Genomic DNA, 14,539 nt, shown 5'->3' with positions numbered 1-14,539 from the left:
TGAATGATGGAAAAAAGAGCAATCAGAATCGGAATCGATGTGGGCGGCACTCACACCAAAGCTGTTGCCATTGACAACAGTACCAACCGGATCGTGGGAAAAGGGTCGGTTATGACGACCCACTTTGCCAAAGAAGGCGTGGCCAAAGGAGTGGTGGATTCCTTTCAGAAATGCCTGGAGGAAAATAATATACAGCCGGATGAAGTGATTTTTATCGCCCACAGCACCACCCAGGCCACCAATGCCCTGTTGGAGGGCGATGTTGCCAAAGTAGGAGTGATCGGTATTGGAAAAGGCGGTCTGGAGAGTTTTCTCACCAAACGCCAGACAAAGATTCCCGACATTGACCTGGGAACAGGCAAATTCATCCATATTGATTCACACTTTATCAAGGCAAAGGACATGAATGAAAATTCCGTCCGAGCACTGATCCAGGACATGTACAACCAGGGCGACCGGGTTATTGTAGCATCCAAGGCTTTTGGCGTGGATAACATGTCCGAAGAAAAGCTGGTGTCCGAAACCGCGGATAAGATGGGGCTTCCCTCCTCCATGGCCTCCGACATCACCAAGCTTTACGGCCTGACCACCAGGACCAGGACCGCTGCGCTCAATGCCAGTATTCTTCCAAAAATGATGGAAACAGCCAACAGCACCGAATCCTCGGTGCGCTCCACAGGCGTTAATGTGCCTCTAATGATCATGCGCGGCGATGGCGGCGTCATGGAAGTCAATGAGATGAAAAAGCGGCCCGTGCTCACCATGCTTTCAGGCCCTGCCGCATCGGTGATCGGAGCCCTGATGTACCTCAGGGCATCCAATGGTATCTACTTTGAGGTAGGCGGCACCTCCACCAATATCGGCGTGATCAAGAACGGACGCCCCGCTGTTGACTATGCCATCATAGGTGGGCACCGGACTTATGTCAACTCACTGGATGTGCGTGTGCTGGGTGTTGCGGGAGGTTCCATGGTGAGGGCCGGAAAGAACGGCATCACGGATGTGGGACCCAGGTCCGCCCATATTGCAAACATGGGCTACGCCTGTTTTACCGATCCTTCATTGCTGGAGGGAGCCGCGCTCTACCATATGCAGCCGCGGGAAAATGATCCGGATGATTATGTTGCCATCCGCTTAAACAACGGGGAATCCGTTACCATTACCAACACATGCGCCGCCAATGTCCTGGGAATCCTGGCCGAGGGAGACTATGCCTGCGGCAATGAGGACTCCGCCAGGATGGCTATCAAGCTCCTGGCAGATGAAGTGGGAATGTCCGTGGAGGATACAGCCAGAGCCATTCTCCAGAAATCCACAGACAAGATCAAACCCGTAATTGAAGATTTGATCGCAAAATATAAAATAGAGCGTGACCAGATCGTGCTGGTGGGAGCCGGAGGCGGCGCCGGTACTCTGCTCACCTTTACGGCCAATGATATGGGCTTTAAATACCAGATCCCGGAAAATGCAGAAGTCATCTCCTCCATTGGGGTAGCTCTTGCCATGGTCAGGGAAATGGTTGAGCGCACCCTGCCCAATCCCTCTGCCCAGGACATTGCGCAGCTCAAAAAGGAGGCAAAGGAAATGGCCATGAACTCCGGTGCAGTAGAAGACAGCATAGAAGTCTATGTGGAAATCGATGAGCAGGCCCAGAAAGTGACGGCCATTGCCATGGGATCCACCGAGGTAAAGACCACTGATCTGATGAAAAATTGCGATGAGAAGGAAGCGGTCAGCATAGCAGCCGCATCCATGGGCGTGGCAGAGGACAAGGTAAACCTGGAAGCGACCAATGGACAGATTTTTGTGGCCACCTGCAGGCAGGGCAATAAAAACCAGCTCCGGGTAATTGATAAAAAAGGCTTTGTAAAAATCCAGCGCTCCGATGGAAGCTGCCTGACCACCACTATGGAAAAATCCGGCGAAAATCTCAAAAAGATATGGGATGCCTCCTCCAACTTTTCCTCCGAAGTCCGCATCAATCCGGACGTGTATGTCATCTGCGGCTCAAGAGTGATCGACTATTCCGGCATTCCGGAATACAAACAGGTGGCAGGGCTTATAGAAGCAGAGCTTTCCGACAGGGCCCCCTCCGATGAGATCATACTTGTGCTGGCCAAAAATGCTCTGGGCTGATCACAGACGCCTATTGTTACAAGGAGAAGGACCATGGACAATTACCCCGATGAATACTGGTACGGCCTGCTGCTGTCCAAAGATTCTGCGGCCAGACCTTTGACTTCTATGCAGAAATCAATTATAATTAAACAAAGTATGCAAGAAGCCGCTTTGCAGAAAGAGCACATCAGAAAATGCTTTGGAGATCAGCCCCCGGAGAGCTGTCTTGGCAGGATGGGTTTTGACCTTAAGGATGACGGCCGCGAACCTATGGCCGCATTCTTATACATGGGATTAATGGAACCGGACAGCAAAACTGTCTGGATCAATATGACCCTTATATCCATGGTAGAGCATTATATGGAAGTCCATATGCCCGAAGATATCTCCCGTAGGCAAAAGCTGCGGGAGATTGTCTGCTGGCATGAGCTCTACCATGTGATCGAGGAATGTACACCGGACATCTACACCAGGAACGTCCGCGTACCGGGCCGGTTCCTGGGTATGATACCATGCTGCAGAAAGGTGGAAGCTGCCAGTGAGATCGGCGCCATCCATTTTTCAAAGCTGATGTCCGATGTGGCGTTTTCGCCATACATCTATACCAGATATCTTATGGCTGCGGCAAATCAGGATTTGGAAGTGAGATATGGGCACTGAACCAGTTATAAAAGAAGATACGAATATTTATTCAATTCTAAGAGATGACATTGTGAAATTGCGTTTAAAGCCTGGTATGTTCTTTAATATTAAGGATATATGCAGGCTCTACGATGTGGGGCGTTCCCCTGGCCGGGAGGCCCTTCTTCAGTTGGAACAGGAAGATCTGATCACGGTTCTGCCCCACAGGGGAAGCATTGTATCAAAGCTGGATCTGGACCGGATCGATAACGAGCGTTTTGTCCACCGCTCCATTGAGGAGAATGTTCTCAGGGACTTTATCGGCATGTTTTCCCCGTCCGTCATCCTTCGCATGGAAAACTGCATCCTGGAGCAAAAGGAGCAGTACCGCGCCAAGGACATCCGGCGCTTTTTTGACGCGGATGAAGAATTTCACGCCCTGTTTTTTTCAGAGATATTCAGAGACTACTGTCTGTCCGTGATCGAAAGAGAATGCAGCAACTATAAAAGGATACGTCTGCTGGCCCTGATGGCGGACGAAAATTTCATGAAGAACTCCATTGAGGAACATGAGTCCATGATAAGGGCAGTGTCCACCAGAAACCTGGATAAGCTGATGTTCTGGTCCTCCCTGCACACAGACCGCTACAAAGCCCAGGAGCGCTGGCTCCTGAAACGTTTCCCCGACCTGTTTACCCAGTCGGACAAAGAGTCGGAAGGCATGCGCAAGAGTCCGGCGGACTTGACATCGGACTTTCTGTTGTCCATTCGTTCCAGGGGGCTGTAAGAGTTTTAAATCTTAGAAGCCAAAACACCGGGAATCTCCTGCTCCTAAGGAGATTTCCGGCGTTTTTAAAATAATGGCCTTACTTACGTATCAAATATTGATCTTTTCGTCTATCAGCCAGCAGAGCGTAAAGGCGGGCTGTATCATAATCCGGATGGGACTCGATCATATCGTACAGTTCCTGAACCGCATCCAGGGGTTCCACCAGATCCTCAGCAATCCGGACTGCCGACTGTCCTTTTTCCATCTTCCGCATGACCAGCGTTATCAGCTTTTCCATTCCACCCTTTTCTATCCCTATACTTTCCCGTTCCTCCAGCTCATCTGCAAACAGCTCCCTCAGCGCGTCACACATTTTCCTCACCTCCTGATATTTTTCCCAGTTAGCCCGCATGATCAGATCCATGGCCGTCTCATACAACGGATTTCCTTCATTTCCCTTATATTCCTTTGCAAGGACCTCTATATCCTCATCCAGTTCCAGTCCGCTTCTCAGACGGCTCAGCCAGATATTGTCTTCCTTTGATAATTCCCGGATAACCAGGATCTGTACAGGAAACAAAAGTCCGTTTATATAATAAATCCCCGGATATGCCAGTCTCATATCTACCCTGTACGTTCTTTTTAGGAAATTTGACAAGCTTTGCGGATAATGGCTTACTGCCAATGTCACCGTTATCTGGGAGGGAAGGATCTCCCGAACCTGCTTTGTATTTGACAGCAGGATACATGCATACCCTATAACCTTATAGAAGTCATTTACACTCACATAGTCTTTCATTCCCTTATATTCCACCACATTATATCGGCGAAACATTCTGCCTATGTTCTTTTCTATCCTTCGCTCCGAATCTTTTTTTATCACCAATACATCAATCTGCATAGGCTTACATGTAAGATTATACTCCGCATAAAACTGTATAAACTGCTTCTCTTCTTCCAATTCAATCTGCAATACTGCAAAAAAGGCAGGATGCCATTGCAGCCGCTTTTTATCCATACATTTCCTCCTTATATTATAATAAATTTCTTTCCCATCTTCAATAGAACATCCGGAACATCACCTGACTTTCTTGTAAGAGCATACTCTTGTAGCATCATATACTTCCCAGTAGTACAGTTTGGAACCACGGCCGAAGTGGCCATTACAGCGCCCATAGGGCACCAAAGATTGTCTGACACTTGATGTGTCAAGATTGTGATAAAAACCGTGTTTTCACTATAGCATAAGAATACATAGAAAACAAGAGCCGCTCCCCAGCTAACATTTCGTTATCCAGAAACGGCTCTTAATTATTAACCTACCGTAACAGTTCAGGACGGCGGGAAAATGGGTGCAAAAGCGAGCGTTAAGCTTGCTTATAAGTCCGTTTTTGCACCTATTTTCACATCGGATGTCCTGAACAGTTATAATCTACCAATATACTATGCCAGCGCTTCCTCAGCCGCTTCATTCTCCAGCAAGGTGGTCTCATACTTGTTCAGAATAATGGTCTGGATCATGTCTCTTGTGTTGGAGTTAATGGGATGGGCAATATCCCGGTACTCTCCGTCTGCTGCCTTGCGGCTTGGCATTGCTATGAATAAACCCTTTTCCCCCTCGATAACCTTGATGTCATGAATGACGAATTCATTGTCCAGGGTGATGGAAACAATTGCTTTCATCTTCCCTTCCTTTTCTACCCGTCTTACTCTCACGTCCGTAACCTGCATGTTCTTATACCCCTTCCGTCTTATCCCGCTTCAGCCTGCAGCTGCGCTCCCCGTGCGCTTAACCCGCTGTCCGCTGCGTCTTATAATGTATACCTTTCGTTCTTCTCCACAACGATTTTGATGTTCTCCGGCGTGCCGATATGTGTGGTGTTGGCGCGGATGGTATCCCTGCTCTCAACAATGCAGTTCTCAATCACGGTATTATCGCCAATATAGACATCATTTAGAATAATGGAATTCTTAATCACACAATTGTTTCCCACATATGCCTTTTTGAAGAGAATGGAGTTCTCCACCGTTCCGTTTAAGATACATCCGCTGGAAATCAGGCTGTTCCTTACAATGGCGCCCGGATTGTACTTAGCCGGCGGCAGATCATCGATCTTGGTGTATACATCAGGATACTGCTTAAAGAAGTAATCCCGGACCTCAGGTTTTAAGAAGTCCATGTTGGTCTTATAATAGGAGTCCACGGAAGCGATATTGTTCCAGTATCCGCTCAGCTTGTACGCGTAGATCCTCTTAAGGTTCTTATAGCGCACCAGGATATCGTTAACCAGGTCATATCTGTCTTCAGCTGCACAGCGCTCCAGCAGTTCGATCAGCTGTCTTCTGCGGATCACATAGATACCGCAGGAAATGGTGGTTGCATCACTTGCCATAGGCTTCTCCTCGAAGTCCGTGATACGTCCGTCATCGTTAAGCTTCACACAGCCAAACCTGGTTACGTCAGTGCCGTCTTCCATGTCCTTGCAGACAACTGTGATATCTGCTTTTTTCTCAATATGGTATTCCAGGACCTTATTGTAATCCAGCTTGTACACGCCGTCACCTGCAGCGATTACCACGTACGGCTCATGGCTGTTCTTTAAAAAGGTCAGGTTCTGGTAAAGTGCATCTGCTGTTCCGCGGTACCAGTCACCGTTCTCCGGTGTGATGGAAGGCGTGAATACAAACAGCCCGCCCTGTTTACGTCCGAAATCCCACCACTTGGAAGAACTCAGGTGCAGGTTCAGGGATCTGGAGTTGTACTGTGTAAATACAGCCACATTCTGGATGTGGGAATTCGTCATATTGCTCAATGCAAAGTCTATACTGCGGTAGCTTCCTGCAACCGGCATGGCAGCCACTGCTCTCTTATTAGAAAGTTCCCGCATCCTCTTGCTGTTACCACCTGCTAATACGATACCGATTGCTCTCATTTTACGCCACCTGCCTTTATAATGTAATTTCCGCTTGCCAGTAATCCGTCAGGATAGTCACTTACGGTTGTATCGCCTGCTATGGCAGTGTTCTTGCCAACCCTCATCCCGTCAGGCACAATGGAATTCTCGCCGATGGTTACAAGGTCAAACTGATATACCTTTGGATCATATGTGCTGGGGGCATACTCACCCACTCCCAGCTGGACGTCAGAGCCAATCTTTACATTCTCTGCAATGACAGCCTTGTCAACTACACTTCCCGCTCCAATGACGCTTCCCTGCATCACAATGGAATCGCGGACCACTGCCCCCTTTCCAATGGTAACACCGGCACCGATCACGGAATTGACAACCTCGCCGTAGATCTCCGTGCCTTCACCTATGATACTTCTCTCAATGTTCGCATCACATGATATGTACTGGGGAGGGATCACATCACTCTTGGTATAGATCTTCCAATACTCCTCATACAGGTTGAATTCCGGAATGATATCAATGAGTTCCATATTCGCTTCCCAGTAGGAGCCAAGGGTACCCACATCCTTCCAGTATCCGTTGTACTCGTAAGCAAACTCCCTGTCGCCCTTTGCATGGCAGTATGGAATGATATGCTTGCCGAAATCGCATCCCGGCTCGTCCTTCATCTTAATCAGCGCTTCCTTGAGCACCGGCCAGCTGAAGATGTAGATTCCCATGGACGCCAGGTTGCTTCTGGGAACGGGAGGCTTCTCCTCAAATTCCATGATACGATTGGACTCGTCCGTAATCAGGATACCGAAACGGCTGGCTTCCTCAATCGGTACCGGCATTGCAGCAATGGTGATATCTGCGTTGTTAGCTTTGTGATAATCCAGCATAACCTCATAGTCCATCTTGTAAATGTGATCGCCGGATAAGATCAGAACATACTCGGGATTATATGTCTCCATATATTCCAGGTTCTGATAGATGGCATTGGCAGTACCTGTATACCAGTCGCTGCCTTTGCTGCGCTCATAAGGAGGTAATACTGTTACACCACCAACATTCCGGTCCAAATCCCATGGAATACCAATTCCAATATGAGAATTTAAACGTAATGGCTGATACTGTGTCAGAACTCCGACAGTATCTACCCCGGAATTGATACAGTTGCTCAGTGGAAAATCAATGATCCGGTACTTCCCCCCAAAAGATACGGCCGGCTTGGCTACTTTCTGTGTCAGTACGCCAAGGCGGCTTCCCTGTCCGCCTGCTAATAGCATAGCTATCATTTCTTTTTTAATCACGTTATCACCTCTTGCTGTTAAGATTTTTGTAATTTTAATTATATCACAAACTTCGTAAATAGTACATAAATTTTTTAATATATTTCTCTGTTTTTGTGCATTTTTCCGACATTTTCTCCCTTATTTCTCCATTTATCACCGGTTTTCTCTATATCTAGTGTTTGATTTATTAAGCCGCCACTAAATATCCCCCTTCCCCCAGGACGCATACCGTCATGGTTCGACAAAAAGGCCCGCTTACCCATCATATCAGATAAACGCCTCTTGTATGACTGTTAAATTCTTCCACTGTACCGTCCTTTGGAGGCAGGCCATTATAAGAGGAAGGTAGAATAACCTTGAAACATTACGGGAAATATCTTATAATCACGTTATATGTAGTTACCGTCCATTTCCTGGGGAATTGGGGATACTGTATTGTATAGAGAGAAAAGAAAAGGAGATTATCAGTCATGGATCTGATTACCGTAAGAGAACTTTACAAACATCCGGAGGAATATCTTGACAAGGAGATACAGATAGGAGGATGGGTCCGCAGTCTGCGTGATTCCAAATCCTTTGGCTTTATTGTGGTAAGTGACGGAAGTTATTTTGAGACCCTTCAGGTTGTATATCACGACAACCTTTCCAACTTTGCAGAGGTTTCCAAGCTGAACGTAGGCACTGCCATCATTGTAAAGGGCACCCTGGTGGCCACTCCCGATGCCAAGCAGCCATTTGAGATCCAGGCAGCAGAGGTAACGGTGGAGGGCACATCCGCATCCGATTATCCTCTGCAGAAAAAGCGCCACTCGTTTGAGTATCTGCGCTCCATCTCCCACCTGCGTCCAAGGACCAACACCTTCCAGGCCGTGTTCCGCGTCCGTTCACTGATCGCATATGCCATCCATCAGTATTTCCAGGAACGGGATTTCGTATATGTGCACACACCGCTGATCACGGGAAGCGACTGTGAGGGCGCCGGGGAAATGTTCCAGGTCACCACTCTGGATCTGAACAATATCCCCAAGACAGATGACGGCAAGGTGGATTTCAGCCAGGATTTCTTTAATAAGCCCACCAACCTGACCGTAAGCGGACAGCTGAACGCTGAGACCTATGCCATGGCCTTCCGCAACGTATACACTTTTGGACCCACCTTCCGCGCCGAGAATTCCAATACAGCCCGCCATGCAGCTGAATTCTGGATGATCGAGCCCGAGATGGCATTTGCAGACCTGGACGACAACATGCGCCTGGCCGAGGGAATGCTTAAGTACATCATAAAGTACGTGCTGGAGCACGCGCCGGAAGAGATGAATTTCTTTAATCAGTTTGTGGACAAGGGCCTTTTGGAGCGCCTTAACAATGTGCTGAACGCAGAATTCGGACACATCACTTACACAGATGCAGTGGAGCTCTTGGAAAAGCACAATGATGAATTTGACTATAAGGTATCCTGGGGATGCGACCTTCAGACCGAGCATGAGCGCTATCTGACGGAGAAGGTATTCAAGAAGCCTGTGTTTGTAACAGATTATCCAAAGGAGATCAAAGCCTTCTATATGAAGATGAATCCGGACAACAAAACCGTTGCCGCCGTGGACTGCCTTGTTCCCGGCATTGGCGAGATCATCGGAGGAAGCCAGAGGGAGGACAATCTGGAGAAGCTGGTTGCAAGAATGGATGAACTGGGCCTGAACAAGGACGATTACGGTTTCTACCTGGATCTGCGCAAATACGGCTCTACCCGCCACGCCGGTTTCGGTCTTGGCTTTGAGCGCTGCGTTATGTATCTCACAGGAATGGGCAACATCCGCGATGTGATCCCCTTCCCAAGAACCGTAAACAACTGCGAGCTGTAAACAAGTGTACTCTCGGAATCTCCAGACTCCGGGAGTACACACAATTAATTTAGGAGGCAGACATGAAATTCATCCACACTGGGGATATCCACTGGGGCATGTGCCCGGATGCCAATAAACCCTGGGGCAAGGAACGGGCCCTGGCGATCAAAGATACCTTCAGGACAATCATTGAAAATGCAAAAGAGATGGATGTGGACTGCTTATTCATCAGCGGCGACTTGTTTCACAGGCAGCCGCTGATGAAAGATTTAAAGGAGGTCAATTATCTTTTTTCCACAGCACCTTCCGTTAAGATCATTATCATAGCAGGCAATCACGACCGTATAAGAGATAATTCCGCCCTTTTAAGTTTTACCTGGAGTCCCAATGTGACATTCCTCATGGATGAGAACCTGACCTCTGCCTACTTTGAAGATATTAACACAGAGGTACACGGCTTCAGCTATCACCGGGCTGAGATTAAGGAACCGCTTCTGGACGACATCCAGGTTCCCCTAAACAGCAGGATCCAGATCCTCATGGCCCATGGCGGTGACCCGGCCCACCTTCCCATCAGTTTTAACAGCCTGGAACTGTCCCCATTTTCCTACATAGCCCTTGGGCATATCCACAAGCCCCATATCGTGGTGGAGGGGAAAATGGCATACTGCGGCTCCCCGGAACCTTTGGACCTCACTGAGACAGGCCCTCACGGCTACTATATGGGCGAGATCCATCCTGTTACCAGAAAGCTTCTCAGCCTTAAGTTTGTTCCGGCGTCCAGTCTCCAGTATGTTCCCCTGGCAGTGAATGTGTCCAAGGACACCACTAACGGCGAACTGTCCGACCGGATTGCCAGGGAAATCCAAAACCGCGGGGAACAGAATATCTACCGCTTCCGTCTAAAAGGCATGAGGGACCCTGAGATTGAATTTGATCTGGAGCAGCTATCCTCACGTTTCAGAATTGCTGAGATCATCGATGACTCAGAACCTCAATATGATTTTTCAGCCCTGTTTGCTGAACATTCCAGCGATATGATCGGGTTCTATATCCAGGCCCTTCAAAAAGACGACATGAGCCCGGTGGAGAAAAAGGCGCTGTACTACGGGGTCAATGCACTGCTTCGCACCACGGATGAAAGGAGCTGAACCCATGAAGATACTGAGTCTGCATATTGACGGCTTTGGCAAACTCCACGACCAGGACATCTCCTTTCAGGATGGAATGAATGTGGTGTATGGCAAAAACGAGGCCGGTAAATCCACCCTGCACACATTTATCAAGGGTATGCTGTTTGGCCTGGAGCGCCAGCGGGGGCGCGCCGCACGAAACGACACCTACAGCAGATATGAGCCCTGGCAGGGAAGCGGTACCTACGAGGGATGGCTGCGCCTGGAAAGCGAAGGACAGGTGTACCGCATCCAGCGCAGGTTCCATAAGCGCAGCAGGGAGCTTACCATTGTCAATGAGACCCTGGGCAGGGAGGTAGAGCCCACCAAGGCCCTGCTGGACCAGCTGCGCTGCGGCCTGTCTGAGACAGCCTATGACAACACCATCAGCATCGGACAGCTAAAATGTGCCACAGAGGGCGGCATGGTGTCCGAGCTCAGAAATTATATTGCCAACCTTAACACCTCGGGCAGCATTGCCCTGAACATAACAAAGGCCACTGCCTACTTAAAGGCCCAGCGGAAGGAACTGGAGAACCAGCTTGTACCCGAGGCTGCGCGCACCTACACCGGCCTTCTGGGTGAGATCCGCAAGGTGGAGCAGGAGATATCCGCACCTGAATATGCCAACCAGCTTATTGCCTGCCGCACCAAGAAAACCGAGGTAAGAAAGCAGTTGGACCACCTTCAGAGGGAAAAGGAAGGGTTATTGGAAAAGGCTGCCAAGGGCCGCCAGATCCTCCTTAACAGCCAGTTCACGGACCAGGCTTCCGTCCAGGTCTATATTGATGATACAAAAAAACTGTACGGCGAATATGACCGCGCCAGAGCGGCCTGCAGCAAGAAATCCAGGACCGTGTGCGCAGTGTTCATGTTCCTTATTACACTGGTATGTTCCGGGATCTCAGCCGCATGCCTGGCAGCGCCCCAGGCAGTGCGCACCCTGATACAGGTTCCCCTGCACATGACTGCGGCGGCGGGGATCGCAGGCGGTATCGCCCTGGCTGCCCTGATCATAGCCATTGTGCAGCTGAACAAAAACAGCCGGTTTAAGAAAGAACTGGACACCAACACACGCCTGCTGCAGGAAATATTTGCCCGTCATTTGGGGGACTCATCCATTTCTCCGGAAGCAATGAATGCCCTGGAGGGCAAGATGGCAGAGTTTCTCCGCCTCAGCAAGGCGGTGGAGCAGTCTGAGCAGACGCTGGAACAGCTCACTGCGGAGATCGGGCAGCTGCAGTCAAAGGAGGATGTGTTCTCGGAGGAGATTGAAAAACAGCAGCGGATCCAGTGGGAGCTGGAAAAGAAGCTGGAGCATCTGGCCGACTGCAAGACAAGGGCCGAGGCCCTGAAACATGTACTGGCAGAGAATGAGCGCGTCCAGGAGGAACTGAACGCCATCGACCTGGCCCAGGATACCATGACCGCCCTGTCCACCTCCATCCGTGATTCCTTTGGACTATACTTGAACAAAACGGCCTCCGACCTGATATCCGGGATTACAGGGGGTATCTACCGCAGCATGAGCATTGATGAGAACCTGGATGTGTTCATGAACACGCCCGGCAAACTGGTCCCCATTGAGCAGGTGAGCAGCGGCACCATGGACCAGATCTATCTGGCCGTGCGTCTGGCAGCTGCCAAACTGGTCCAGAACGGACGGGACACCATGCCCCTGATATTTGATGACAGCTTTGTGCTCTATGATGACGACCGGTTAAGAACCGCCCTTAAGTGGCTGGTAAAGGCATATGACAGCCAGATCATCATATTTACATGCCATCAAAGGGAAGCGCAGCTTTTAACCGCCAATCAGGTAAAGTATCACCTCATAACGATTTGACAATGAGCTTTATAAAAAAACTCTCCAACCGCCTGGGTCCGGTATCGTCCGGCGCCTTGGCTTGGAGAGTTTTTTGCGTTCGTTTTTTGCGTCACCGTCTGTCTATCTCAGTACCTGGAGGCATCCTGACACCAGCAGCATCACATAGACAACGGTTCCAAAGGTTTTTGTATTCAGCCGGCTGATCATCCGGTTTCCTGCCATCACAGCTGCCGCTACAAAGGGAAGCCCGCACACAGACAGCCTGGCTGCAGGCAGGGTCATACTGCCTGTAACTATGTTTTTTAGCGTAAGCAGAAGGTTCAGGGAGAACCAGATGGCGCTTAGGGTCACCCGGTAGGACCGCTTATCTGTAATGGCCCGGTTTGCATATATGACCGCCAGAACCCCGCCGCAGGAAAATGCCCCGTGAATCACGCCTCCCAGAAACAGGCATACATAATATCTAAACCCGATCCGCTTCTCTGTTTTCTTTCTCCTGTCATGCCAGAACAATCCCTTCAGTGCCACAAGAATAGTAAATATTCCCAATGCAAGTTTTAACGGACGCTCCGGGAGACAGGAGTAGGCAGCCATGCCTATGGGCATTCCCAATACCATAAGAAGGAACATGACTGTATAGGCGCGCTTCTCAACATATGCCCTGTCATGTACCAGGATCATCAGCGCGGCTGCACACACAATAGCGGTGATGGCCGGAATGGCGATATGAATCCCCACGATCATGCTGCACAGAGGAAGCGCGGTCACAGTTCCCCCAAATCCCAATGTGGCTTCGATAAGATAGGCCAGCAGCATGACACCGCAAAAGCCCAGTGTATGTATGGTATCCATGTTTTACAGAAGCTTGCGGAACATGGCATCTAAAATCTCATCCGTTACTTCCACCGGGTTCAGAGCCATATTGGGGTGATGGCATTCTTTGACCAGTGATGGAATGTTACCTTCTGATATCCCTGCCTCACTCAGCCTGCAGCGCAGTCCCGCCCTCTGTTTTAATGCAAGGATATCATCCGCCAGTTCACAGGCGTCTTGCCTGCCGATCATCTTTGCCAGCTGGTGGAGACGGCCACCCTGTGCATCCTTATTCAGTCTCAGGAAGCTGTCCAGGGTTATACCGCAGGCCTCACCGTGGGGCACATGGTAAATACTGGTAAGAGGATAGGAGCACACATGGGGCCCGCTTGTCTTAGGCGCTGCAAATGCGATTCCGGCCAGCAGGCTGGCTTCGCACATTGCGGTTCTGGCCTCAAGGTCATTTCCATCTTTATAAGCCCTTTCAAGATATTCAAATACCAGGGAACACGCTCTGATCGCACATGCATCGCATACCGGCTGATGGTTCCTGCTCCAATACCCCTCCAGCGCCTGGCTCAGCACATCGATCCCGCATGATGCAGTCACTGAGGGGGGCAGCGACAATGTCAGCCGGGGATCCAGTATGGCCAGGTCAGGATAAAAGTTAGGGGTTCCCACAGGCATCTTCTTATTATTCTCCCCATCTGAGATCACTGCCACCATGGTCACCTCGCTGCCGGTTCCCGCGGTTGTGGGAATGGCGATCAGGGGCAGATGCCCAGGTCCAAAGGTCTTTTTCCCATACATATATTCCCGTATGGAATCCTGGGTTTTACACAGGCTTCCCACTGCCTTTCCGCAGTCCAGGGAGCTTCCTCCTCCCAGGCATACCAGAAACTCATATCCCCGCTCCCTGACAAGCCCGGAACAAGTATCCACATTCTCAACAGTAGGATTTGGTACCAGGTCAGAGAACACACCCGTTATCCTGCCTTTTGACGCCTCCACCACCTGATCGGCCAACCCGTTCTTTATAAATACCAGATCACTGATCAGCAGGCCGTTTGACAGGCCTTCCCCTTCTAAAAGGCGTCCCAGTTCCCCGGATACCTTGCCTGCTCCAAATTCTATTCTTACCGGTAAAGAAAAACTCCAGCTCATTCAATCCCCTCCATTCCATTATCT

The 14,539-nt window shown here is 49.7% G+C and carries 12 protein-coding genes; 6 read left to right on the top strand and 6 right to left on the bottom strand.

The annotated features are described in order from the left end of the window. Window positions 1-3 precede the first annotated feature (3 nt). The 3 genes from CLFS41_RS00980 to CLFS41_RS00970 are packed head-to-tail and all read left to right on the top strand — an operon-like array spanning window position 4 to window position 3,526. Window positions 4-2,136: a hydantoinase/oxoprolinase family protein gene (locus tag CLFS41_RS00980; RefSeq protein ID WP_330376701.1), complete on the top strand. Its 2,133-nt coding sequence runs from the start codon at window positions 4-6 to the stop codon at window positions 2,134-2,136. 33 nt (window positions 2,137-2,169) lie between these two features. Next, window positions 2,170-2,778, top strand: coding sequence for a hypothetical protein (locus CLFS41_RS00975; RefSeq protein WP_045091169.1), 609 nt, complete (start codon window positions 2,170-2,172; stop codon window positions 2,776-2,778). Beyond that, a complete protein-coding gene (locus CLFS41_RS00970) occupies window positions 2,768-3,526 on the top strand; it encodes a GntR family transcriptional regulator (protein ID WP_007865267.1) in 759 nt (252 codons plus the stop codon). Before CLFS41_RS00975 ends, CLFS41_RS00970 begins: the two co-directional genes overlap by 11 nt. A gap of 79 nt (window positions 3,527-3,605) precedes the next feature. On the opposite strand, the gene CLFS41_RS00965 is transcribed toward CLFS41_RS00970, so the two are convergent. The 4 genes from CLFS41_RS00965 to CLFS41_RS00950 all read right to left on the bottom strand — a co-directional run bounded on the left by CLFS41_RS00965 (window position 3,606) and on the right by CLFS41_RS00950 (window position 7,712). After that, window positions 3,606-4,526, bottom strand: coding sequence for a hypothetical protein (locus tag CLFS41_RS00965; protein ID WP_045091168.1), 921 nt, complete (start codon window positions 4,524-4,526; stop codon window positions 3,606-3,608). Window positions 4,527-4,951: 425 nt separating this feature from the next. Then, a complete protein-coding gene (gene spoVG / locus CLFS41_RS00960) occupies window positions 4,952-5,239 on the bottom strand; it encodes a septation regulator SpoVG (protein ID WP_007865261.1) in 288 nt (95 codons plus the stop codon). 80 nt (window positions 5,240-5,319) lie between these two features. Beyond that, complete coding sequence (gene glgD, locus CLFS41_RS00955) at window positions 5,320-6,441, bottom strand: glucose-1-phosphate adenylyltransferase subunit GlgD (RefSeq protein ID WP_007865252.1); 1,122 nt, start codon at window positions 6,439-6,441, stop codon at window positions 5,320-5,322. Beyond that, the gene (locus CLFS41_RS00950; RefSeq protein WP_007865248.1) at window positions 6,438-7,712 is read right to left on the bottom strand and encodes a glucose-1-phosphate adenylyltransferase; all 1,275 of its coding nucleotides are present in this window, start codon (window positions 7,710-7,712) and stop codon (window positions 6,438-6,440) included. The genes glgD and CLFS41_RS00950 overlap by 4 nt, the downstream gene beginning before the upstream one ends. A gap of 452 nt (window positions 7,713-8,164) precedes the next feature. Here CLFS41_RS00950 and asnS point away from each other — a divergent pair, with 452 nt between their 5' ends. The 3 genes from asnS (at window position 8,165) to CLFS41_RS00935 (ending at window position 12,556) form a co-directional block, all read left to right on the top strand. Beyond that, complete coding sequence (gene asnS, locus CLFS41_RS00945) at window positions 8,165-9,556, top strand: asparagine--tRNA ligase (RefSeq protein ID WP_045091167.1); 1,392 nt, start codon at window positions 8,165-8,167, stop codon at window positions 9,554-9,556. Window positions 9,557-9,618: 62 nt separating this feature from the next. Then, complete coding sequence (locus tag CLFS41_RS00940) at window positions 9,619-10,689, top strand: metallophosphoesterase (protein WP_045091166.1); 1,071 nt, start codon at window positions 9,619-9,621, stop codon at window positions 10,687-10,689. A 4-nt stretch (window positions 10,690-10,693) separates the two neighbouring features. Beyond that, on the top strand, window positions 10,694-12,556 hold the full coding sequence (locus CLFS41_RS00935; protein WP_045091165.1) for an AAA family ATPase: 1,863 nt from the start codon (window positions 10,694-10,696) through the stop codon (window positions 12,554-12,556). Between the two features lie 102 nt (window positions 12,557-12,658). Here CLFS41_RS00935 and CLFS41_RS00930 read toward each other — a convergent pair whose 3' ends face one another. Further along, window positions 12,659-13,390: a sulfite exporter TauE/SafE family protein gene (locus CLFS41_RS00930; RefSeq protein ID WP_045091164.1), complete on the bottom strand. Its 732-nt coding sequence runs from the start codon at window positions 13,388-13,390 to the stop codon at window positions 12,659-12,661. A 3-nt stretch (window positions 13,391-13,393) separates the two neighbouring features. Further along, complete coding sequence (locus CLFS41_RS00925) at window positions 13,394-14,515, bottom strand: iron-containing alcohol dehydrogenase family protein (RefSeq protein ID WP_045091163.1); 1,122 nt, start codon at window positions 14,513-14,515, stop codon at window positions 13,394-13,396. Window positions 14,516-14,539 lie beyond the last annotated feature (24 nt).

Origin of the sequence: Clostridium sp. FS41 (assembly GCF_000954015.1) — a bacterium.
In the GTDB taxonomy this organism is placed as follows: Bacteria; Bacillota; Clostridia; order Lachnospirales; family Lachnospiraceae; genus Enterocloster; species Enterocloster citroniae.
The sequence above is the reverse complement of the archived record's forward strand: the minus strand, read 5'-3'. Positions and strand labels throughout refer to the sequence as shown.